Origin of the sequence: Acinetobacter sp. ABJ-A23_2, assembly GCF_044538765.1 — a bacterium.
Classification (GTDB): Bacteria; Pseudomonadota; Gammaproteobacteria; order Pseudomonadales; family Moraxellaceae; genus Acinetobacter; species Acinetobacter nosocomialis_A.
In genome coordinates this window covers 1-24,211 of sequence record NZ_JBIUCP010000053.1, presented here as the reverse complement: position 1 = coordinate 24,211, position 24,211 = coordinate 1, and the positions used below count along the sequence as shown (strand labels likewise).

19 protein-coding genes are annotated in these 24,211 nt (G+C 37.7%); 9 read left to right on the top strand and 10 right to left on the bottom strand.

Annotated elements, in window-relative coordinates; genetic code table 11:
- Positions 1-585 precede the first annotated feature (585 nt).
- Positions 586-726 carry a hypothetical protein gene (locus ACH63V_RS15695; RefSeq protein WP_016654037.1) on the top strand — a complete coding sequence of 47 codons (141 nt, stop codon included), beginning with the start codon at positions 586-588 and terminating at the stop codon, positions 724-726.
- A 195-nt stretch (positions 727-921) separates the two neighbouring features.
- On the opposite strand, the gene ACH63V_RS15690 is transcribed toward ACH63V_RS15695, so the two are convergent.
- The 3 genes from ACH63V_RS15690 to ACH63V_RS15680 are packed head-to-tail and all read right to left on the bottom strand — an operon-like array spanning position 922 to position 4,381.
- Complete coding sequence (locus ACH63V_RS15690; RefSeq protein WP_396464000.1) at positions 922-2,262, bottom strand: MFS transporter; 1,341 nt, start codon at positions 2,260-2,262, stop codon at positions 922-924.
- A gap of 9 nt (positions 2,263-2,271) precedes the next feature.
- Positions 2,272-3,084: an amidohydrolase family protein gene (locus ACH63V_RS15685; protein WP_396463999.1), complete on the bottom strand. Its 813-nt coding sequence runs from the start codon at positions 3,082-3,084 to the stop codon at positions 2,272-2,274.
- Between the two features lie 7 nt (positions 3,085-3,091).
- Positions 3,092-4,381, bottom strand: coding sequence for an SLC13 family permease (locus ACH63V_RS15680; protein WP_396463998.1), 1,290 nt, complete (start codon positions 4,379-4,381; stop codon positions 3,092-3,094).
- A 111-nt stretch (positions 4,382-4,492) separates the two neighbouring features.
- Here ACH63V_RS15680 and ACH63V_RS15675 point away from each other — a divergent pair, with 111 nt between their 5' ends.
- Positions 4,493-5,224 (top strand): GntR family transcriptional regulator, encoded by a 732-nt coding sequence (locus ACH63V_RS15675; protein WP_396463997.1) that lies wholly within the window; start codon positions 4,493-4,495, stop codon positions 5,222-5,224.
- A gap of 89 nt (positions 5,225-5,313) precedes the next feature.
- On the opposite strand, the gene ACH63V_RS15670 is transcribed toward ACH63V_RS15675, so the two are convergent.
- Positions 5,314-6,246: a LysR substrate-binding domain-containing protein gene (locus ACH63V_RS15670; protein WP_396463996.1), complete on the bottom strand. Its 933-nt coding sequence runs from the start codon at positions 6,244-6,246 to the stop codon at positions 5,314-5,316.
- Between the two features lie 99 nt (positions 6,247-6,345).
- Between ACH63V_RS15670 and ACH63V_RS15665 the strand changes: the two genes are divergently transcribed.
- From ACH63V_RS15665 to ACH63V_RS15655, 3 genes are all read left to right on the top strand, one after another.
- Complete coding sequence (locus ACH63V_RS15665; RefSeq protein WP_396463995.1) at positions 6,346-6,780, top strand: DMT family transporter; 435 nt, start codon at positions 6,346-6,348, stop codon at positions 6,778-6,780.
- A 9-nt stretch (positions 6,781-6,789) separates the two neighbouring features.
- Complete coding sequence (locus ACH63V_RS15660) at positions 6,790-7,248, top strand: DMT family transporter (protein ID WP_396463994.1); 459 nt, start codon at positions 6,790-6,792, stop codon at positions 7,246-7,248.
- 190 nt (positions 7,249-7,438) lie between these two features.
- The gene (locus ACH63V_RS15655; RefSeq protein ID WP_002050824.1) at positions 7,439-8,137 is read left to right on the top strand and encodes an IclR family transcriptional regulator; all 699 of its coding nucleotides are present in this window, start codon (positions 7,439-7,441) and stop codon (positions 8,135-8,137) included.
- Between the two features lie 63 nt (positions 8,138-8,200).
- Here the strand turns inward: ACH63V_RS15655 and ACH63V_RS15650 are convergent, their stop codons facing one another.
- Entirely contained in the window at positions 8,201-9,520 is a 1,320-nt protein-coding gene (locus ACH63V_RS15650; protein WP_396463993.1) for an MFS transporter, read from the bottom strand.
- Between the two features lie 76 nt (positions 9,521-9,596).
- A complete protein-coding gene (locus tag ACH63V_RS15645; protein ID WP_396463992.1) occupies positions 9,597-10,592 on the bottom strand; it encodes a hydroxyacid dehydrogenase in 996 nt (331 codons plus the stop codon).
- A 193-nt stretch (positions 10,593-10,785) separates the two neighbouring features.
- Between ACH63V_RS15645 and ACH63V_RS15640 the strand changes: the two genes are divergently transcribed.
- From ACH63V_RS15640 to ACH63V_RS15630, 3 genes are all read left to right on the top strand, one after another.
- Positions 10,786-11,463 (top strand): RraA family protein, encoded by a 678-nt coding sequence (locus ACH63V_RS15640; protein ID WP_002050859.1) that lies wholly within the window; start codon positions 10,786-10,788, stop codon positions 11,461-11,463.
- A 157-nt stretch (positions 11,464-11,620) separates the two neighbouring features.
- Positions 11,621-12,889: a DcaP family trimeric outer membrane transporter gene (locus ACH63V_RS15635; RefSeq protein ID WP_396463991.1), complete on the top strand. Its 1,269-nt coding sequence runs from the start codon at positions 11,621-11,623 to the stop codon at positions 12,887-12,889.
- 199 nt (positions 12,890-13,088) lie between these two features.
- Complete coding sequence (locus tag ACH63V_RS15630; protein ID WP_396463990.1) at positions 13,089-16,943, top strand: Ig-like domain-containing protein; 3,855 nt, start codon at positions 13,089-13,091, stop codon at positions 16,941-16,943.
- 82 nt (positions 16,944-17,025) lie between these two features.
- Here ACH63V_RS15630 and ACH63V_RS15625 read toward each other — a convergent pair whose 3' ends face one another.
- Together ACH63V_RS15625 and ACH63V_RS15620 are read right to left on the bottom strand one after the other, a co-directional pair.
- Complete coding sequence (locus ACH63V_RS15625) at positions 17,026-18,114, bottom strand: HlyD family secretion protein (protein ID WP_396463989.1); 1,089 nt, start codon at positions 18,112-18,114, stop codon at positions 17,026-17,028.
- Complete coding sequence (locus tag ACH63V_RS15620) at positions 18,111-19,688, bottom strand: MFS transporter (protein ID WP_396463988.1); 1,578 nt, start codon at positions 19,686-19,688, stop codon at positions 18,111-18,113. The genes ACH63V_RS15625 and ACH63V_RS15620 overlap by 4 nt, the downstream gene beginning before the upstream one ends.
- Positions 19,689-19,854: 166 nt before the next feature.
- Between ACH63V_RS15620 and ACH63V_RS15615 the strand changes: the two genes are divergently transcribed.
- Positions 19,855-20,487, top strand: coding sequence for a TetR/AcrR family transcriptional regulator (locus tag ACH63V_RS15615; protein ID WP_396463987.1), 633 nt, complete (start codon positions 19,855-19,857; stop codon positions 20,485-20,487).
- 64 nt (positions 20,488-20,551) lie between these two features.
- On the opposite strand, the gene ACH63V_RS15610 is transcribed toward ACH63V_RS15615, so the two are convergent.
- A complete protein-coding gene (locus ACH63V_RS15610; protein ID WP_396463986.1) occupies positions 20,552-22,516 on the bottom strand; it encodes a multicopper oxidase family protein in 1,965 nt (654 codons plus the stop codon).
- Between the two features lie 40 nt (positions 22,517-22,556).
- The gene (locus tag ACH63V_RS15605) at positions 22,557-24,104 is read right to left on the bottom strand and encodes a tyrosinase family protein (protein ID WP_396463985.1); all 1,548 of its coding nucleotides are present in this window, start codon (positions 24,102-24,104) and stop codon (positions 22,557-22,559) included.
- Positions 24,105-24,211 lie beyond the last annotated feature (107 nt).

Below are 24,211 nucleotides of genomic sequence, written 5' to 3'. Positions count from 1 at the left end.
GAATATGCTAAATATAATATCTAACATGTTCATAATATGAAAAAGTAAAGATTTTCATTAAAAAAAGAGACCTTAAATTGGTCTCTTTTTTTAATGAAAACTTAAACCATTTTTTGAACATTTTGTACTTTGGGTAAAGTTTATTTTATTCTTAAATACAACGCAATCACGGTACCAACAAATATCATAATGAATAACGGTACACGAGATAAAGGGAAGCTACCTGAGTAATCTTTCACTATACCCATAATAGATTTCATAAGACCAGTAACAAATAAAAAGTGATCTTCTAATATTTAAAATAAGTTTTATGCGTTTGTAGAGGTAAGAATAATCAAATATTTCATTATTCTAGAAGATTCTTTTTTTATCTTTATTGAGAATTTCATTCTATATAGAGTAAATGCTAAATCGAAATCTAAGGAAATTGCACTATTATTGGCGTTAAAGAAGGCTCTCAAAGTTGTAGGCTTATTTATTACACATTGCTTAAAATATATACAGAAACCTCTCTAAAACGAATTGGAACGCTACAAACATGGATGTTAATTTGAATTCCACTCTTCCCAATAAGTGAGGTGAGCAATGAAATTGTTAGCTCTGATTAGCATGGGAGTTGCAGCGAGTTATTGGTATAAAACTATAAAAGATAGCAAGCCAACTCTTCTGAAACCAAATTTTGATGAAATAGTAAAAAACTTTGTAATAGCAGAATTTAAAGTTTAATACATATTAATAGCCATAATTAAATAAAAAGCTCATCGGAAGATGGGCTTTTTTGTTGGAGTAAAGACAGAAAAACTTATAGTTTTCATATAAAAATAGGAAAATATTGATCCATCTTAGCGTCTATATATTTGTTATAAATAAAAAAGAGACCATTAATGGGTCTCTTTTGATTAAATTTTTTATTTCTAAAAGCTAAACCACTTTTTGGACCTTCTGTGCTTTCGGTAAAGTCGGTTTTCTTCCTAAATACAACGCAATCACGGCGCCAATAAATGTCAGAATGCAGAGAGGTAAAAGAGAAACAGGGAAGCTACCCGAGTAATCTTTCACTATGCCCATAATAGAGTTCATAAGCCCAGTACCCACATGCGCAATGGTATTCACCGCTGCAATACCTACCGCCACTAAAGTAGGCGGTAAGCGCTCAGAAACCAAAGCCCAGAAAGGACCTTTAATGGCATAGTTACCCATCAAAACAAGTGAGAATAGAAGTAAGCTCAAGGTTAAAGATGAAGTAAAAATAGTAAGGAACAAACCGAAACTCGTCACAAACAATGGAATAGCTGTGTTAAGGCTCTTATTACCACTCTTATCGGCATGTACACCCCAAACAATCATGAAAGCGGCAGCTAAACCAAACGGAATCATATTTAACAGACCAGTTTGCATGGCTGTTAAATGAAAGGCCTTTAAAATCTGAGGCATCCATAATGATAAAATATTGCTGGTTGCTGAACTTCCTGCATAAATAATCGCAAAGAACCATAAATATTTATTGGTAATCAGAAGCTTAAACTTACTCTTTTTCTGCTCGGCACTGTCTTGTTTCTCGGTATTTAACTGCTGGTTTTTTTCAAAAGTCAAAGTACTCGACAGCCATTCTCTTTGTTCGGAACTTAACCATTTAACATGATTCGGGTTATTTGGAAGCCAAACTAAACACAATAGACCAAGCAAAATTGCAGGTAATGCCTCAAAAATTAAAAGCACTTGCCATCCACTTAAGCCCAGTAAACCATGCAAGCCTAACAGTAAGGCAGATAATGGTGAACCAATAAAATTAGATAAAGGAATAGCCACCATAAATACGGCAACAATTCGGGCCATATATCGTTTAGGGAACCATAACGTTAAATACAGTAATACGCCTGGGAAAAATCCAGCTTCGGCAGCGCCGAGTAAAAACCGTGAAATTGCATATGAAATAGGGCCAGTAATAAATGCAGTACAGCAACCGACAATACCCCAAGTAATCATGATTCTGGCAATCCAGATACGTGCACCTAGCTTTTCCATGGCCATGTTACTTGGAATTTCAAATATGACATATGCAATAAAAAATAATGTCGCACCAAAACCAAAGGCGGTAGCAGTTAAACTAATTTCTTGATTCATGGTTAAAGCGGCGAATCCAATATTCACCCGATCAATATAAGCGATGAAATAACAAAGAATGAGGAAGGGAAGAATACGAAAAGAAAGTTTACGGATGGTTGACTTTTCTACTTCCGATATAGAGATATCATTTTTCATACATACTCCTTATGTACGTGAGAAACCAAACAGCTCGGTAGGGTTTTGATTTAAAATTAAACATTGCTCGTGTTTATCAAACACAATCTGTTTAAAGGCATGAATCGCGTCTTCATAAGTCATATATGATTCATGTTGGGTATGGGGCCAGTCACTTCCCCAAACAAGCTTATGTAAAAAACCTTTGTCTTTTAAAATGTTATAGGCTTGTTGGGCAGTATTTATGTTGTTTGGAGCAGTACCCAAACGATAGAAACCAGACACTTTAATCCAGTGCTGCTTGACATTAAGCAAGCTTAAAAACTTTTGATAATCTGGATCATTAATCCCTTTAATGCGGTCAACGCGACCAAAATGGTCAATCACCACATCAAAGTTGTATTCATCTAATTGTGGTAAAAGCTGAACCAGATATTTTGGCGGTGCGTGTAACTCAACTTGCCAGTTGAGGCTTTCCACATTACGTAAAAATTTTTGCCAGTCAGGCGTATTTAGCGCAGGAGGGCTAAGACCAAATAGATTTAAGCGAACACCAACGATGCCTTGTACTTTAAGATTCACTAGCTCATCAAAAGCCGTGGTATGTTGAACAACGGCGATCCCTTTTAAACGCTCAGGGTATTGCTGAATTGCATTTAACATCGCTTTGTTATTGGTACCCAAAAAGCTGGGTTGAACCAAAACACCATGCGTGAAATTATGTTCATCAAGATGAGAGATAAAACTTTGTACAGTTGCATCATAATCAGGTGCATAACGTGCTGTTTCGATACTGTGGTCCTGTGTCGAAAAAACATGTGCATGTGTATCTATACAGTTCATTTTCATCTCACATTACAAATTTTAAAGCGAAAATAGCGATTAAAGCGGCAATGACTCCTACAGGAATTGCTTTAAATAACAGTTGATTAAAGAATTTGGTTTTGTCGATATCTGCTGGTGCTGAAGCCATAATGAGACTACCGCCAGACGAGAAAGGAGAAATCGCTGTAGACTGAGCGCCAACCACAATACAAATGAACAGCACTAGTGGGTTTAGGCCAGAGCTAAGTGCAAGCGCCGGAACAATGGGGAATAAGGTAGGAGCAACCACGCCTAGAGTGCTTGAAAATACAGACATAATGGCACTGATCAGACATAAAAGTACTGGAATGACCCACACAGGAACATTGTTTGCTAACCATTCAGATAGGGTAGTAATAATGCCAAGTTTCACCCCTAATGCGATGAGCATACCGACACCGCAAATCATGATCAGTGTTCCCCAAGGCACAAGTGCAATGACCTTTTTCTCATCGGCAAGTTTCATAAGTAAACTAATGAGGGAGAAGGTAATGGCAAGGAAGGCAATATCAATTTTGGAGTTTAAAAAGCTAATCGTTTTTACGTCGGGAAAAACAAGATGCAAGATTGGAAAAACTAAAACAATCGACATCATTAAAACTATAAGGAAAATTGATTGTTTCTGTTTTTTGTCGAATGGCTCAGGCTTTTGATCTTCAATTACAATTGAATTACTTTTTCTATTCCAAAGGGTATAAATTCCCAACACCGCAATTGGAATAATTAAAGTTAAGACAAAAATTCCACTGCTATATGAAAAAGCTGTTTGTGAGCTAATGCCAGTATTTTCCATTAAGCTTCGGAAAATAATGCCACTTTGCGATGTCATAAAGTTTGCGCCAGCTAAAGCGCCGTAATTTGCAGCCATCCCACCAATAATCATATTCATATTGGTTTTTTTACACAGCAGCAGTGTAATGGGTGCCATAAAGGCTAGTACTGTATAAAAACCAGCTCCTAGGCCAGCAATAATGGTTGCTGCGAAAAAAATCGCTAAAGGTAAAAACTGAGGAAACTTACGGCATTTATATAAAAGATGGCTGGCAAGCTTCTCTAAAGCACCATTTGCCAAAGCAAAGTTATAAAACAAAGTAACGGATAAAATAATAAAGAAAATTTTGACAGGCCATAATTCAATAACTTCGGAAGGTTTAAGACCCATGCCAAAGCAACCAATCAGGTAGGCAAACGCTATCGTAAAAAATCCGATATTGATTTTTGTTTTATAACCTAAGCCTATAGATACAGCTAAAGCTATCAGCATCAATGCGGTCATATTATCTTCCTTGATAAATATATAAACATCTAAACATATATATGTTTGCTTTTTTGTATTACACAGAACTATGCTAATATTGTCAAATCGATTTCATAATGTTTAACGCAAATGCTTGATGAGACTGCATTTAAAAATTTTAAATTGCCAAGATATGAAAAGGTCCGTTGGGAACTTCAAAAACTACTGATTCAGTCAAAATGGACAGTTGAAGAGCCTATTCCAAGTGAACAAGAACTTGCGCAAATGTATAGCGTATCGGTAGGAACCGTGAGAAAGGCTGTAGAAGGACTAGTCGAAGACGGTTTGTTAGTTAAACAGCAAGGCAAAGGTACTTTCCTTAAGCAACCTAACTTTGAAAACTCACTTATTCGTTTTTTTAGATTGCGTAATAAAAAAGGAGAGTTCATTCAGCCACAAGGACAAATTAAAACAGTAGAAGTCTGTGATGCCATACCCGAAGTCAATGTAGAGTTAGGGATTGGTCCTAACGAAAAGTTGCTTTATATCGAGCGTGTACGTAAGCATGAAGAAGTCGTTGTGTTAAGCGAAAGAATCTGGCTGCCTGAGCATTTGTTTAAAAATCTGGAAGAAATTCCAATCGCTGAGTTTGGGAATCTACTTTATCCTTTTTATTATCAGCACTGTGGCCAATTTATTTCTTCTGCAACAGAACGGTTAACTTTCGAGAAAAATATTAAAGATAGCCATTTAAATAATAAGCTTGAAGATCCTTTGGTTAAGGTATGCCGTATTGCAAAAAACCTTGAAGGTGTGGCAGTCGAATACCGTGAGTCTTATGGTTTGGCCGATAATTTTCATTATGAGATAGCGATTAATTAGTATCTAACGGTGATACCTGATTTCAGTGTTTATTTGATTGTTGGAATCAGGGTGTTTTTGTCTTTATAAATGATGATTAAAAGAAAAATTTAATTCTGCCAATACGGTGTGTCTCCATAGACTTCAGCAAAATAATCTATCACCACTCGAATATTTAAGGGTGGATGGCGGACATTTGGATAAATGGCTGCAATATGTTGTGGCTGGGATTTAATCGCGACTTCATATTCAGGTAAAAGTTTTATTAAGTGACCCTGTTTTAATGCTTCGCCAATCAGCCAGTCAGGAAATAAAACAATCCCCATGCCATGAAGCGCGGCTGTCATTAAGCTCTCGGCATTATTCGATGAAAGTAAGGGAGTAATTGGATAATGTACCCATTCTTCAGTAGGCTTTCTCACTAACCAGCGGTTAGGCCCTTCAAAGCCTTTATAGACTAGGCACTTGTGTTGATTAAGTTCTTTAGGCTGATCAAGCGTACCGTATTTGGCAACATACTGAGGAGACGCCGCTAAATGATACTTTTGTGTAGCAAAAATACGTGCATGAAATGATGAATCAGTCAGCGTTCCAATTCGGAATATTAAATCTGTGCTTTCGCGTAATGGATCTATAAATTCATCGGTTTGAATCAATTCTATTAAAAGTCTTGGATAACGCTCTGACAATCCTGCCAGCCACGGCGCAATATGCCGTTGTCCAAAAAACACAGGGGCATTAATTCGGACGAGTCCCGATGGCTCTATGGTTTTATCTTGTAAAGCCTTTTGGGCTTCATCGAATTGTTCGGTAATTTTTTTGGCATATTCAAAAAATAATTTGCCCGATTCGGTTGGCGTGATTGCTCGCGTATTTCGGTAGAAAAGTTGTTGCCCCAACGCATCTTCAAGTTGTTGAATGGTTCGAGAAATCATGGAGGCAGACACATCTTCTTTACGTGCTACATTCGAGAAGTTTTGAGCATTGTAAACACTAATAAAGAAGCGAAGCGTGCGGATATCAATCGAATTTGTTAAATCCATTTGTGCAATTTCTGCAAAAGTGATTCATGAATTATGCTGTTTTTCTGATGAATTGGCTACCTTAGTATTCGTTGCCTAGATACAGATGAGGCAATGTAGATGCAAATTCTATTACTACTCCTAACCATTTTAGGGGGAATGGGGCTATCGGTCGAAGCAGGGCTTTTGGGGCCGTTAGGAAAGGAGGTGGGTGAGTTATGGGCCACCTTTAGTATTTTTGGTGTGGGTGCAGCACTTACCTTTTTACTCATGCTGTTTTTTAGTCCACGTAATAGTCCTTCATTTTTTACACTTCCATCTTGGCAATTACTCGGTGGTGTTCTTGGTCCTGCTTACGTCATTATTTTGACCATTACGACTCCAATTATCGGTATTGCCATGACCATGATTGGCATTTTAGCGGGACAGGTATCTAAAAGTCTGATTATTGACCACTATGGTTTACTGGGAACTCCGCGCCGAAAGGTAGACCGTAAACAAATTTTGGCACTCATCTTTATTGTTGCTGCACTTGTACTTGTCGCAAAAGCATAGGAGACCTGCATGACAATTTTAATGATTCTTCTCGCTGTGATTGGTGGTGCTTTGCTGAGTGTACAGGCCGCAATTAATGGTCAACTTGGAGCAAAAGTAGGTGTATTTCGTAGTGCTTTTTTGACTTTCTCGGTCGGTGCTCTAATTACAGCGCTGCTTATTTTTTATTTTGAACCTAAACAAACCTTAACCTTGTTAGATGTTCCTAAATGGCAGTTATTAGGGGCTATGTGTGGCGTACCTTATATTGTCATTATGGTACTGGCTGTACAAAGAATTGGGGCTGCGGTTGCTACTGTGGCTGTGATTTTTGGGCAACTTTTGATGAGTATATTGATTGATAACTTTGGCTGGTTCGGCAATGAAACGCTTCCTTTTTCATTGTATCGATTAGGGGCGCTAATTTGCTTAGGGATTGCTTTATATTTTATTTATTCAAGTAGTCAGGATACAAAAGTAGAAGGGTAATACAGACTTAATATTGAAATTGATATAGGTCTCATTGTTAGTTACAAGCAGACCATACTTAATATTTTAAGCATACTCATAAATGAGAGAAGTCGCTTGATGAGAGATAGAATTAAAATATAAGAAATATGGTAAAGTTAAAAACCAACTTCAATACATTTAAAATTGATACAAATATTGTAGGAAAAACATGGTTAAAATTAAACCTCACCCAGCAACAAGCGGAAATGCATCGGCTGATCGCCTTTTAACTTTGTTAACTGCTTTTAGAATAGGTGATAAATCTTTAACCCTAGCAGAACTCGCTGAACGAACAGAATTAAATAAAGCAACTATCATGCGCTTAATCGTTTCGCTAGAAGATTTTGGTTTTGTTAACCGTCTTTCTGATGGCAGATATACGCTTGCTAGTGAAGTCATGCGTTTAAACACAATTTATCAAGATGCATTAGACTTAGAAAGACACGTCGTGCCTTGTTTACAGCAACTTGTAGATGAAATTGGTGAGACGGCTTCATTTTACGTTAAGCATGGCGCATATCGCCTTTGCCAATATCGTATCAATTCTACTCATCGATTACGCGTTCATATTCAGCCAGGTGAAGTTCGACCAATGGATGGGGCTGCAGGCGCTCAAGCCTTACGATCTACCCATGAACAAATTTTATCTAGAACTGAACCTTTTTATTCAACGGGTGTAACAGAACCGCATGCGGCTTCAATGGCATTGCCTGTATTTGATGCGCAAAATGATGTAGTTGGAGCATTGGTTGTTTCAGGTCCATCGAGCCGTTTTACTTTAGAAATTGCAAAGTCTGTAAGTGATTTTTTCTTCAAAATTGCAGATGATTTAACGAAGAGTTTGGGCGGTAAGAGTATTCGTAATTAATTCTAATATTGTAAATATAAAAAAAGGGGCTAATGAGTTAGCCCCCTTTTTTATTTATGCTATTTATGAAGTACTTTGTGGCTGGTTAAACAACACAGCTTTCTTTCTAGACATAATAAAAACCATGATAGCTGACACAAGATTTAAGGCTGCAAGTGGAAGTAAGGCGATAGCATGACTTCCTGTTGCATCATGAATTGCGCCATAGATATTCACCATCATGCCGCCACCAATCAGGTTGGCACATGCGCCAATTGCTGCTAGACCTGCCGCCGTTGTAGTCGGTGACATCCATGAAGATGCCAAAGCCCAGAAAGGACCTTTTGCAGAATAAGCACCAATTAAAACGATACTGAGTAAAAAGATTGTGCCAATAAGTGAAGACGTGAACAAAGCAATTAATAAACCAATTGTGATCATCAATAGAGCGATTGCTGTGTGCCAAAGGCGTTCATTTTTACGATCTGAGCTGCGACCCCAAAGAATCATGGCAATAGAAGCGATGCCATAAGGAATTGCATTGACTAGACCAATTTCTACATTACTCAAACCGAATGACTTAATTAATTGTGGTGCCCAAACACTCATCGTACTACCAGCAGCAGAAGCACCAGAATAGATAATGATCATAGTCCAAATATATTTATTCTTTAAAAGTTGCCATAGTGAAATATGACCAATTGGCGTTTTTTGTTGGCGTTCAAACTGTAGTCTTTCAACTAACCAAGCTTTTTGCTCGTTATTGAGCCATTTTGCTTGTTCTGGTCGATCAGTGAGAACAAACAGACAAGCGATACCCAGTAAAACCGCAGGAATACCTTCTAAAATAAATAGCCAATGCCATCCACGCATGCCCATCCACCCATCTAGGGATAATAAAAAACCAGATAATGGTGAACCTAGAAAGTTTGCACCCGGAATTGCCACCATGAATATTGCCACCATTCTGGCTCTATAATTGGCAGGTAACCAATAGGTTAAATATAAAATTACACCAGGGAAAAAACCTGCTTCGGCAGCGCCGAGTAAGAACCGCATAATATATAACGATGTGGAGCTTTCAACGAATGCGGTTGCGGATGATATTACCCCCCACGTCACCATAATTCGGGCAATCCATACTTTTGCTCCAAATTTTTGCATGGCGAGGTTGCTGGGTACTTCAAATAGAAAATATGCAAAGAAAAATAAGCTACTGGCAAAACCAAAAGCAGTAGCTGTTAATCCAAGGTCTTCATTCATTTGTAATGAAGCCATACCAATATTGCCACGATCAATAATAGCGATGACATAACAAATTGTTAAAAAAGGCAGTAATCGCCACGCTACCTTGCGCATCGTTTCACGTTCAATCGCACTCGGTTGAGAGTATTCTGTAGACATAAAAAAAATCCTTTTTTATATTCAATATTTTAATTGTTCTTGCATCTAAAAGCTTAGAAACAATTGAGTTCCATGATTAACTATTGAGTAACTTCCAGTTAGCGATAGCTCGTGGGTTTAGTAGTTGACCATTCCAAATACTCACGATTTGTTCGAGTGCTAATAGACCGACACGATTACGTGAATCTGTTGTGTTTGCTCCTATGTGAGGAGTAACAACTAAGTTAGGTAATTCCCATAATGGGTTATCTTTTTCTGGCGGTTCTGAAGGAAAAGTATCCAGACCTGCACCAGCAATTTTATTATTTTTAAGTGCATCAACTAATGCAGCTTGATCAATTAATTCACCACGTGCTGTATTAATTAAGATGCTTGAGCGTTTCATCTTTTCAAATTGAGGGTAAGAAAATAAGTGTCTATTCTCTGCTGTAAGCGGACAATGTAAGCTAATAATGTCACTGTTTTCTAAAAGTTTTTCAAAGTCATGCTCTTGTTCTACATAATCTAGCTCTGGCAAATTTTGTAGAAACGGATCGTATACTTTTACTTTCATATTTAACGGAGCGACTAACTTCATGAGTATGCTGCCGATTGCTCCTAAACCAATTAATCCCAGCGTTTTGCCATATAGCTCCACACCATTTGCACTTGCTTTGTCCCAATGACCTTCTCGGATCCGTTGGTCTAACCATGTGACTTGTCGAGCAACATTAAACATAAGGGCAAAAGCGTGTTCGGCAACAGATTGTGCATTTGCACCTACAGCAATAGTGACAGGAATTTTTCTTTCAGCAGCAGCCTGAGTGTCGATTGTGTCAAACCCAACGCCATGTTTTGCAATCACTTTTAAATTATCAGAAGCAAAAATCATATCCCTAGAAAGTTTGCCTGTTCGAACAATGATTGCATCAGGTTGTTCATCATGGATGAGTTTTTCCATTTCATCTTTTGCCATGTAGGGTTCAGTTGGAATCAACTGAATATCATGGGATTGAGCATACAGTAACGCATCTGAAGTTAATGTTGGTCCCGTGATAAGAACTTTACGTTTCATTTTTGGCTTGCACTCCATTTAAGTATTTTGAACAAAATACGTCCTTAGTGGTTTATATTATTAAAACGACATTTCAAAAAATTAGTCAATAGAAAAAATAATTTTAAAAATTGAGTAAATTTTAATTAAATTTAATTTAAAAATGAAATGACATTTCAAAAAAATGCTGTCATATTAATTTGCACAAGAAAACTGATGTAAGGGAAAAATTATGGCAATTGGTTTTAGAGTGCTAAAAAACGACAGAAAAGTTGAGCAGAAATGGATTGAACAATATCGAGATCTACCAGTCGCTAATGTCAGTGACTCAATGAATCGAATGACTTCAGGTGGGGCTCAATTAAGACCAATGCATAAAAAGGGATATCTTTGTGGACCAGCCATTACAGTTAAGGCGCGTCCGGGTGACAACTTGATGTTGCACTACGCTATTGATATTGCCCAAGCGGGAGATGTCATTGTGGTTGATGCGGGTGGCGATCTAACCAATGCATTAATTGGAGAGATGATGGTTGCTTATGCCATTAAGAAAGGTATAGCCGGCATTGTTATTAATGGTGCTATTCGTGATTCAGTTGTAATTGGAGAGGGTGAATTTCCACTTTTTGCAGCAGGAATTTCACATCGAGGACCTTATAAAGACGGACCGGGGGAAATTAATGTCCCTATCGCAATCAATGGAATGGTAATTGAACCTGGAGACTTGATTTTAGGGGATGAAGATGGGCTTTTAAGCGTGCCATATGCGGAAGTTGAAGAAGTTTATCTGAAAGCAAGCGCCAAACATGCCGCTGAACAAAAGCAATTAGAGCAAATCGCCGTAGGTGAAAATGATCGTAGTTGGGTGATTAACAGCTTAAAACAAAAGGGATGTGAATTACCGGAATAAGGTCATTCAAAGCTATTCAAACAGGAAGGGAACTAGCGAAGTCAATGATTGAGCTTCGTTAGCCTATCTAAAGTTAATTCAATAATCATTATTTTACTGATTGAAAAAATAGGAAATTTCAATTCGGTCTATGTGATTTCGTCTAAAGGAAAAGGACATGAAACATAAAGGGATTATTTATTTATCGTTATTAATGGGTATGACTCTGCAGCAAGCCAAAGCTGAAAGCCAAGATAACTCAGCGCTAAATGAAAAAATAATTAAATTACAACAGCAAATAGATTATCTGATGGAGCAGCAGAACTTAAATCAAAATAACGGATTGAATAAAGCACCTGAATTGAGTCAAAGCAAAACATCAAATACTGACAAACCTGTTTCGGCTGATCAGACTAAAATTAAATTTTATGGAAATATACGTGTTGATGCTGCGTATGATTTTGAAGGTTCAACCCGTACTATTGCGAATAAAACAGGGTCAATACCATTAGATAATTCAAACTCAACAAGTAAATCATTAAATGTTTCTGCCGCGACTTCACGTGTAGGGGTGGATATCGTTAAGCCGACCTCGAAGGGAGATTTAGTTGGAAAGTTAGAAGCCGATTTCATGGGAAGTGGTGGAGATAACGGGAATGGTTCGGTTCGGGTTAGACACGCTTATATTTCACTAGGAAATTGGCTAATTGGTCAGACGACTTCACCTTTTGTGAATAGTGATACAGCGCCAAGTTTGGTTGATTTTACAGGTGCAATGGGCACAGGAACTCAGCGTAATATCCAAATCCGTTATCAGCACTTCGTTGATGCCAAACAAAAATTATTAGTCGCTTTGGAAGGTGGTGATGTTGAAAATAAAAATGTAGAAGGTGGAAGTCGTCTTCCTGCATTAACCATGCGATATGAATTTAAAAATCCAGATTTTTTGGTTCAATTGCATGGCATGCTTCATGAAAATCGAGCAGTTTCTGACACGAATGAAGAGCAAACTAAACTTGCTTGGGGTGCTGGATTAGGCACAAAGTATAAGCTTTCTGAAAATGACTCAGTTGTGTTTAATTACTACCACATAGCGGGTGATAATCGTTATATGCTTTATTCAAAAGATAATGACGCGTTCTACTTTGATCAAAATCAAATGTATTTAAGTGAATTTGATTCTGTCGAGTTAGGGTATATGCGTAAATGGAATGAAAATTTACGCTCTTCTTTGTCTGCTGGTAGTCTTGTCTATAAAGATTCAAATTTTTCAGAAAATAACCCTGATCAAAATAAAAGGCTAATCAATGCAAGCGTCAATTTATTTTGGACGCCTGTAGAGAAAGTCGATCTTGGTGTTGAGTACACCTACGGTAAGAGAGAAACTTTTTCAGATTTAGAAGGAAAGTTATCTCGAATCAACTTATTAGGTCGATATAGTTTTTAGGATAATCACAGCCACTTTAAAGAGTGGCTTTGTTTTTATGACGAAAACGTTAATGAAAATTATAATTAAGTTGCAATACTTGTGCTTCATGGGATTAATAGGAAAATTATATCAATTAATAAAATTAATATTATGAATTTTTATATATTTTATTATTTTTTGTGGTAAATTTTTTGCGCTATAAGAGGTCTTTAGAAAAATGCAAAATATATTTACTTTTATTAAAAATGGTCAAAAAATAACTTTAGATGCTAACTCAGTTAAAAGCGTTAAAGATATAGGCAATGGTGTTGAAATAACTCTTAAAAATGGCGAAATTATTCAAGCTGACTCATATAGTGTTACTTCAAATATTCCATGGGTAGAACAAGTTTCTACTCAACAAGTAGAAAATAATTCTGAAGTTGATAAGGAAGTTGATAAGGGAGACATTTTAAAAGAAAAGAGCGTATTACATTCGCAAGGAATGTTATGGGGCGGTGCAGCAATCGCTCTTGGTGGTGGTATTGCTGTTGCAGCATCAGGTGGAGGTAGTAGTAGTGATAGTTCAGCATCTGCTGATCATGCTCCCCCATCAAGTTTAACGCACCTATTATCTCATGATGGTAAAACTGTAACTGGTCTAACCGAATCAGGGGCAACTGTTATAGTTGAAAATGCAAGTGGGCAAGTGATTGGTTCCGCAAAAGCTGGTACAGATGGCACTTTTTCAATTAATTTAGATAAAGCCTATACGAATGGTGAAGTACTAAAAATTTCTGCTCAAGATGCTGCAGGTAACGGTACTGTTAAACAAGATTTTATTGCTCCTGATACGACAGCCCCATCAAGTTTAACTGTAGCAATTGATACTACGGGTAAAGTCATTACGGGTACAACCGAAGCGAATGCTAGCGTTACAGTAAAAGACATAGCAGGAAAAGTGGTTGGTAGCACTGTAGCAGATGCCACAGGTAAATACTTGGTTACTTTAGATCAAGCTTATTTAAATGGTGAAAGCTTAAGTGCAACTGCATCGGACAAAGCAGGTAACACTACAGAACCTACAATACTTATTGTTCCTGATACAACTGCACCTTCAAATTTAACTGCAAGCATGGACGCTTCAGGTAACGTGGTTACAGGCGTAACCGAGGCAGGTGCAAAGGTTACTGTAGAATACGTTACAGCGGTATATAAAGCAGCAACAGTTTTAGAAACACAGTCTGTTTTGAATGAGACAGTACAAGCAACTGATTTATCGAAGACATATTACTTCGACATTACAGGCACAAATGTACATGTTTCTTTAAATCTAAATTGGTCAACTGATCACAATTCTATAGGCTATCGCTCAATTCTTTCTGGTAATGGCTTAAATACAAGTATGTTTGGCCACATTTCTCAACCTGGTAATGGTAGTTACAATATCGATTTAGCGCACGACATTGAATTTACAACAGGACCATATTCTTTGACATTATATTATTCGAGTTCAATGTCTAGTTCTGTAAATGTAAATATAACTCAAGATATAATAGTAAATACTTTAGAAATAGATCACTATGATAAAAAAACTGTTGGAGTAACCACTGCTGATGCAGAAGGAAATTATTCTATTAGTTTAGATAAAACGTATACAAATGGTGAAAGTTTTAACGTAATAGCTTCTGATCAAACAGGAAATGTGACTCCACCAAAGAATATTATTGCGTTGGATACAACAGCCCCAACACTCGATACACCAATCATTACTGGTAATTTAGTAGAGGGCCAAACTGAACCGAATGCAACTGTAATAGTTAAAAATGCTACAGGTGACATTGTGGGAACGAGTTTAGCCAATGGATTAGGTGCTTATATTATAATTTTAAAGACAGCTTATCGGGACGGAGAGCTTTTAAAAGTAACTGCTATAGATGCTAAAGGTAATGTGAGTTCAGAAAAATTAGTAATTGCACCTGATACAACAGCACCAGTTCTTTCTAATTTATTTAGTTATGATAATGAGACAGGTAAAGTTGTTTTTAATGCACCAAGTGATAGTTATACCGTCGAACAAAATGTTAATGGTACTTGGATTCCGGTAAGTATTGAAGGAAAATTTGATTGGTTAAATGCAGAATATAGGGTAATTGCTACTGATCTGGCTGGTAATAGTTCGCATCCATTTACAACAGTAATCGCTATTGGATCAGGAACTTACAAGCCCATAAATCCAGTAGTTATCCAACTGATTAAAGGATCTACTGGAGATGACTACCTATATGGTGGTGATGGAAACGACACATTAATATCGAATACAGGTTCTGATCATTTATACGGTGGTTCTGGTAATGACACGCTGATTTATGGCGGTAACTCTCCGAATGTATATACTGGATTAATTGGCGAAGCTGGAAATGACACATATATTGTGGATAAGAAATTACTAGGTTCAAATAGTTATGTTCATATCCTAGATAATATAAATGAACAAAATACACTTTACCTCAAATCAGTTTCACCCGATGAAATTATATTAAAGCAAGCCAGTACCGATAGAATTATTTCATTTAGTGATTCAACTGCCACCATTCATTTTGGAGAAGGGCAATTATCATCGATTGTATTTGATGATGGAACTACTTGGGATAAAGTGCAAATTGAAGCCAATATCGCCAGTAAATTATTAGGAACCAACGGAGAAGATCATTTACAGGCAGATGCTAATTATTCTGTAATTTATGGTCTAGATGGTAATGATACGATTCAGGGCGGAATTCAAGATGACTACTTATATGGTGGTAGTGGCGACGACACATTAATATCGAATACAGGTTCTGATCATTTATACGGTGGTTCTGGTAATGACACGCTGATTTATGGCGGTAACTCTCCGAATGTATATACTGGATTAATTGGCGAAGCTGGAAATGACACATATATTGTGGATAAGAAATTACTAGGTTCAAATAGTTATGTTCATATCCTAGATAATATAAATGAACAAAATACACTTTACCTCAAATCAGTTTCACCCGATGAAATTATATTAAAGCAAGCCAGTACCGATAGAATTATTTCATTTAGTGATTCAACTGCCACCATTCATTTTGGAGAAGGGCAATTATCATCGATTGTATTTGATGATGGAACTACTTGGGATAAAGTGCAAATTGAAGCCAATATCGCCAGTAAATTATTAGGAACCAACGGAGAAGATCATTTACAGGCAGATGCTAATTATTCTGTAATTTATGGTCTAGATGGTAATGATACGATTCAGGGCGGAATCCAAGATGACTACTTGTATGGTAGTAGTGGCGACGACACATTAATATCGAATACAGGTTCTGATCATTTATACGGTGGTTCTGGTAATGACACGCTGATTTATGGTGGTAAATCTCCGAATGTATATACTGGATTAATTGGTGAAGCTGGTAATGACACATATATTGTGGATAAGAAATTGCTAGGTTCAAATAGTTATGTTCATATCCTAGATAATATAAACGAACAAAATACACTTTACCTCAAATCAGTTTCACCTGATGAAATTATATTAAAGCAAGCCAGTACCGACAGAATTATTTCATTTAGTGATTCAACTGCCACCATTCATTTTGGAGAGGAGCAATTATCATCGATTGTATTTGACGATGGAACTACTTGGGGTAAAGTGCAAATAGAACAACATATTGCTAAAACAGTAGTGGGTACGGTTGGTAATGATGTAATTGATACAGCTACAGCCAACCAAACATATTCATATACTTTAAATGCAGGCGCAGACACTTTAATTTTCAAAGTTCTTGATAACAGTGATAATTTAGGTGGTAATAGTAATGGGGAGTGGATGGATTTTAATCTTGCAGAGAATGATAAACTTGATTTGTCACAATTGCTTATAAATGACAATGGAAGCCTTCAAGATTTTATAACGGTAAAAGATACGCAGGCTGGCGTAGTTTTGTCTGTAGATAGAGATGGCTCTAATCAATCCACCTATCATTCACAAGAATTAATTCTACTTACTGGTAAGCACTATACGTTAGAAGATTTAATGGCTTCAAATGCATTTATTCATTAAATAGTTGCGTTCTAGCATGTAGAAACTAAAAAGAGACCATTGAATGGTCTCTTTTTACTTAATTATCCCAGCATCCTCAAATTTACTTTTTAGTGGTATCTACAGAAACTACAACAGATAGACCAGGGCGCAACAACTTAATATCCGGTTGATTTTCAATGAGCTTGATTCTTAAAGGTAGACGCTGAACGATCTTGGTAAAGTTACCTGTCGCATTCGTTGCTGAAATTGGCGAGAAAAATGCGCCAGTAGAAGGAGAGAAACTATCTACTACACCTTTTAACTCAACATTATAAGCATCGACATACACAGTGACAGGCTGTCCAATTTTTATTTGTTTTAACTCAATTTCACGGAAGTTTGCTTCTACATAAACCTGATCTAAAGGTACAACCACCATGAGTGGATTACCTGCGCCAATAAAGTTGCCTACATTTGCAGACTTTTGCCCAATCATGCCATCAATAGGCGCTCGAACTTCTGTATAGCTCAGATTCAGTTTTGCTTTATCAAGTGCCGCTTGAGCTTGTTTCAAAGCAGCTTGTTTGGCTTGAACCTGAATTTTATATTGGTTGAGCTGATATTGCGCATCAGTGACTTTTTCTTTACTGCTGTCTAAGTCCGCATATTGCTCGGTTAACGTAGTTTTTGACTGCTGCGTAATCAATCTAGACTCAGCACCAAGTGCCTGTAACTGTTCATAACGCGCGGTATTATCTTTGGTAAGTTTAATTCCGGCTTCAACTTTTCTAAGCTGTGCTTCGGTTTCTCGAATAACAGTGGGCTGCCTTTCTACCGCTAGCATTGCTTCATTTAGGTCGGCTTGCGCTTTGGCATAATTAGATTCTGCCTCAGCTAAAGCTGCTTGATAATCGCGTGGGTCAATATGCGCCAAAAGCTGGCCTTTTTTTACGGTTTGGTGGTCTTTAATATAAATTTCTTCGATATTGCCCGACACTTTAGGAGCAATGGTTGAGTACTCGACATCCACCCGTGCATCGTCAGTTTTAACCACTGAAGACGGTAAAAATATGAGTTTTAAAATCCATAAAATAGAGGCTAGAACGATAATAAATGCAATAACCATAACCCAGTGCTTTTTTAGATATTGCACCTTTGTTAACTTAGGTGACTCGGTCGTGGAGTGATCTTGGGCTTCGAGAGTACTCATAAAGATTTTCCTGAGTTATGACTATTCATTAACTTAATGAGAGCAATGCGTGGTGGATAAGTTCTAACTGGCAAAATCAGCATAACGATAAATAAAATTGCGGTAAGACCAGCTAAAATCAGATATTGGTCGCTAATGACCAGCACAGACTGCTGTGCCTGAATGGCAGAATTTAAGGCAGATAAACCGCCTGAAACACGTTCTGTACCATCTGCACTCAGCACAGGCGGGGTAAGAGGATTAATAACAGGACCTTGAATATTTTGAAAAACATGTTGGGCGGTATTTTCAATAAGACGTGTTGAATGGTATTCACCGCGTACGCGATTGACCCAATCCAATATGCAGACACCTAGTACACCGCTAATGGCACGCGGAGTATTAATCATTGGTGATGCATAAATTGCCATAGTAGGATGGACACTGTTTGTACCCATCATGAGCAATGACAGCACTACACAGGTTTGGCCTAAACATGAAATAGCATGCCAAAAGTAAAACTGATCTTGATTCCAAGTGGTATCGAGTTGGCTTGCACCTAAGCAACCAGCCATCACCAGAAGTAGACCAAACCCATGCACATAACGGCTGTCGACACAAGCTTGGTTTAAAACCTTAATGACAATCGGAATATAGATAAATTGCAGAGCCGCAATTTGTAAGCCAATCCACATGGTTTGAGTTGGCTTATAACCATGTACAGCGCTTAAGTAGTTGAGCGGTAATGTGCTGGTTGACATACCAATAATCACAAAGCAAAACAGGGCAATAACAGCGTAGGCAAAATTTCGTATTTCGAGCATTTGCGGTTTAATTAATGGCGTTGGATAGCGCCATTCATGTATTAAAAATAAAGGTAGGGTAATGGCACTGATTAAAGCCAAAACGCAAATCAATTTTGAATGGAACCAGTCCAAATGATTGCCATGTAAAAGCATGGTACTTAAGCTTGCCAAGCCAATAATGGCTAAAATCGCGCCAGTCCAATCGTAAGTTTTTATTCTTGAATAATTTAACGGATCTTGCGGAATACCAAAGTAAACCAGCGCAGCACTTAATGCACAAAAAGGAATGGTCTGGAAAAATATCATTTTCCAACCAATCACATCTAAATAAAAAGCAGAGAGTGCAGCACTTAAGTTGGGAAAGAAAGTTGCTGTTAGCGCATAGCAGGCCAAACCCCATAAACGGATTTCTGGCCCTAGAAATCTAAGTGCACAGGCCATGAGTAAAGGAATGGTTAAACCATTGGCGAGACCTTGTAAGCCGCGTAATAAATAAAATATTTCAATATTGGGACTAAAAGGAATTAAAACGCTAGAGACGAGGCAAAGTCCAATGGCAAAAAGAAGAACTCTACGCATGGAAAAAATAACGGCCCAACTGGTAGACAGAATCATTCCAATAATCATGGTACTGGCATAAATACTGCTGACCCAATAACCTGAGTCGACACTAATGCCCATTGCACCGCGAATATCGACCAAGGTAATGCTGGTAATTCGGTTATTAAATTCGACGGTCATTGCTGCAAATATTGCGCCCGCCAAACCGATGAGTGGTCGTATATTCATCTTTTACCTTAAATTTTAAAATGAACTCATTGCATAGAGCAGTTATTGAGCTCAACTGTACCGATCGGTACTCTACTATCTTATTAAATTTACGTCAATTCTCGATTTTGAACTTTTCGATGAGTTACACTAATCATGAAATTGCTAAATATGTTTGTAGGTTCGTATGTCAGATTGCATTAAAGCCAATGAGAAAGATCAAAAAATTCTGGATGCAGCAACAAAGTTTTTTCTCATCCACGGTTTTAGTGGCACAACGACAGATATGATTCAAAAAGAAGCTGGCGTTTCAAAAGCTACTATGTACGGTTGTTTTAAAAATAAAGAAGCAATGTTTGCTGCGGTCATTGAACGTCAATGTTCCGACATGCAAAAACAAATTATGTCGGTCGAGACAAAAGCTAAAAATTTACGTTCAGCTTTAACCGAAATTGGGAAAACCTATCTGTGTTTTATTTTGTCGCATTCAGGTTTGGCATTTTTTAGGGTTTGTATTGCAGAAGCAGTAAGGTTTCCTGAGTTATCTGAAAAATTCTTTGAAGTGGGGCCACAACGGTTGGCAAATATGATTGCGGGTTATCTTGATAAATTTGTTCAACAAGGAGAAATTAAATTAACGTCTTCTTCGGAAGTTGCGGCGAATATCTTTTTATCACTGTTAAGAAGTGATGCTCATCTAAAATGTTTAACTCATCCTGAGTATTTAATATCAGACCAACAAATTAGTGTTTGGGTTGAATATGCTGTCGATTTATTTTTAAAACATATCAATTATCAAGAAAATAAGAGCTCTACATAAAACTGATAAAGCTAAGACCGCGCGAAGCGGCCTTTTCATTAGGTTTAAAGATAAAATCTTAGGATTAATGATGTCCTTGTGTGATGCCACCATTTCCATCTGGAAGGCTAATTCGAATGTTTTGCATCATGCCTTGATCTTCATGATCTAAAATATGACAGTGCAATACAAAGTCACCGATGTAGCGTTCGTACTTGGTTCTGACAACGACTTTATAACTGGCTCCTTTTACATTTTTAACCCAGATGGTGTCTTTCCATGTACCTTTGAGACCACGGTATTGTGGATCAGGAGTAGTCGATTTGTCGTAGTCATCAACGGCGTTGATATCACTGACATCTTTTCCATTAGGGTCATACACGGCTACGACCTGAAAAGGATTTACGTGAATGTGGAAAGGATGGCTGGCTAATTTAGAGGTAAGTATCCATTCATCGGTTTTACCTAACTCGAGCGTACGATCAATTCGGTCTGGTTGATAGGGTTTTCCATTGACCTGAAACTGAACTGGATCAGCATTTGTATCAATATTAAATTCTAAAAATTGTTTATACGGCGTAGCTGGTAAGTCCTGATGAGGAACAAAATGGCTAAGTTTTAGATTTTGCTGTAAATCTTGAAGTACCGCGGGAAGCATATCTGGCGCAATATTTTGTTTTGCATTATTGCTTAACGCCATTGTTAAAGACCGAGGTGCTGAAGTGGCTTTATCGACTTGAATAATACCCAGTAAATGTTTCTCTGAAAATGCACGGTCCACGTTAGCAGAAGCGGAAGCTGCTTCATCAATTAAGCAATAACGACCTTCTTGAGGAAATTGCATTAATGCATCGTAGCGGTAACCCGGTTGAAAAACGTTGACTGTTTTGTCCATAACCTGTTTGAGGGTTAAGCCATCTGCTGCAATAAGGTGCTGACTTACAATTGGTCCTGTACAGCTTTCACTTAATAATTTCTTTTCACCCGTTGGTGTTAAATCGAGTCGGGAAGGAATATTTTGCATTTGGCGAATGCTCAAGTTAATACTGTCGCGTATACCTGCATGGACTATTCTCCAACGTTCGACTTGCCCAGCTACAGCTTGGGTAATGAAAGGTTGAACTTCACCATTAATGCTCGTATAGCGTCCTGATTTTCCCCATTCACCGGGGCCAAAGCCCTGATAATCTCTAATTTCACCAATTTGATTGTTTGGGCAAATATAGCTGCCATTGCTATCAGTTTCGATATTTCCGTTAGCATCATAGCAAGCATATTGGATTTGCTGAAAAACTAGCGTTCTTTCTTTGAAACCATAAGTGAGTAAATCGAGATCACCTGTCTTATTTGGGGTAGGCTGTCGATATCCGCGTATAACTAAAGCTCCCGCCATACCACTCGCGACTTGAATTGCGGTCGAACCATGTCGATGCGGATGATACCAAAACGTTCCGGTCGGATGGTCAGGCGGTATATTGTATTCATATTGGAAATTAACACCCGGATTAATTGAAACTAAAACGTTATCACTATTTCCCGCCGGGTTAATCCATAAACCATGAGTGTGCATGTTCGTACCATCAAAACAATGTGGTTTATTCACATCAGTATGATCACTGGTACAGCTTAAATCCTTAGTGGGTTTCTGGTGAGTAATCGGGTCTATATCCAGTTGATTATCTAGATTTGCCCGTACGGTTTCACCGGGAAAGACTTCAATGGTCGGTGCAATATACGGGGTATTGGGCTGAGTATCTGTGCCTTGGTAACTTCGTAAAATGACTGTGTCGTAACTTTTTGTGGCTGGGTTCCAGAGTTTATTTTTAGTTTTTTTAAGTTCCCAAGTAAATAAGGCTTCATTTGAAGATTGCATTTGCGGTGCATTTGTTGATGCAGTCGTTGGGTTGGGTACGGCGAGTAAAGCGACGTGTTTACGCGTAACATTCATATGGGGTGGGTCTTCTAGTACGCGTTCAGAAGAATCATTCGCCGACGCATATCCGGAAACCAAAGTTAGAGGCGTGCATAATATTAAATGAGTTATTTTCATAATGAATATAGGCCTGAAAAATCAGGCCTCTCCTTAATTATTATTTTGTAGTTTCTAAGCGAACTTGAGAAATACTCAAGCCTTGAGAGCTTACTTTTTCCTTCACTTGATCAAGTGTTAAATCAGTAGCAACAAACTGAACTTCTAAGTCCTCAGCAGCCATGCCTAATTGCTTAACTTGATCACTAACTTGATAGACCAATTGACCAATATGACCCGGATGTCCGCCGTGGTCATGGTCTAACACACCGAAGTAGTTAATTGTGGCAACATAAATTTTTTGGTCAGGTTTATTTTTTGGAGATAGATAAATCTTATAAGTTAGATTTGGATTACCAATCATTTGGACATTATCTAAGATCAAATAGGTTTGTCCTGATGAGAGCTTTGTTTGAGTAAGTTGACTTGAGTTCTCTAGGAAACTTGCAGTTTGAGGGGCTAAGGCTACTTTTTGAGTTACACCCATAAGCTTAATGCTTTTATTACTGCTGACTGGTTTATGATTCATTTTAAATAGGTTTGCTTTTTCAGCACCTTTACTACTCATGACAGTAGCTTCAACTTTACAAGCATTTTCATTGGTATATCGTACTGGGATTTTACCGGGGGTGAATACATCAGCAATGGTCATGGTAACTTTGTTGCCGTTTTCATCTGCAAAAGTATATCGGGTGTCATACCAACTATCTGGCATACCTAAATTTTTCTTGGCCCATTCAAGCGTAATGGGTTGCCCATTGGCTTTTTTATTTAACCAACACTGCCATAAGCGGTCGATATTTGCATGGTGCATATAAAATACGGGGTCTAAGCCTGCAATAGGTACAAATCCCATATCCGGTAGTACACAGTTTTTACCGACTGCACAGTGCATTACACCATGGGGTTGAGACTGTAATTGGTTAGAGAAGTCTGTGAAATTATCCCATTTAAATGCTTGAGCAGCGCTGGCATTATCTGGATCTATGGCGCTGATATTTGTATTTAAACCCGGTGTACGGAATTGGTCATATAAAGTACCAGCCTGTTTACCACGAACCAATTGAGGGAGTGCTAAGCCTTTACCATTAGCAGCTTTTTCTTGGTAATAGTCCCAATAAGGAAGAGAGTAATCTTGCCCAACATATTTACGTACTGTTCGCTCATAAAAATAAAGCATCATACGGTGCCAAGGTAAGAAATTTAGATTGCCATGTTGGCATGTACCCCAAACTTCATCGGTAAAGCCATCATTTGGAACTGTAGAATTTTGAATATGCTTATAATAACTGTCACATACTGCTTTACTATATATCTCTAAACACTGCGGCATACGGTATTGATTAACATAATAATCTTTGTCTGTTGCATGTGTACCTGTACCAAAATAGCCATGGGTATTGGCCCAGTAATTAAAGCTTGTACGAAACTCCGCTGATAAAAGGGGAGCATTATTATTTGCTCGCATTTTTTCCAAACCCTTTTGTAATGCGCTTACTTTGGCTGGATCTTTTGCAAACTCCGTGGCACTTATTCGTAATGAGTCGGCATGTGTTGCTAAGCTCATACCACATAAAAGAGTACCTAAAATATAATAATTTCTCTTCATGTTTTAAAAATCCTTGTAATGTTTAATATTCTTATAGTTGGTAAGTTGTTTGTAATGTATAGAATTTCCAATTTTTATGGATAATTCTTGAAATTAATTTATCATAC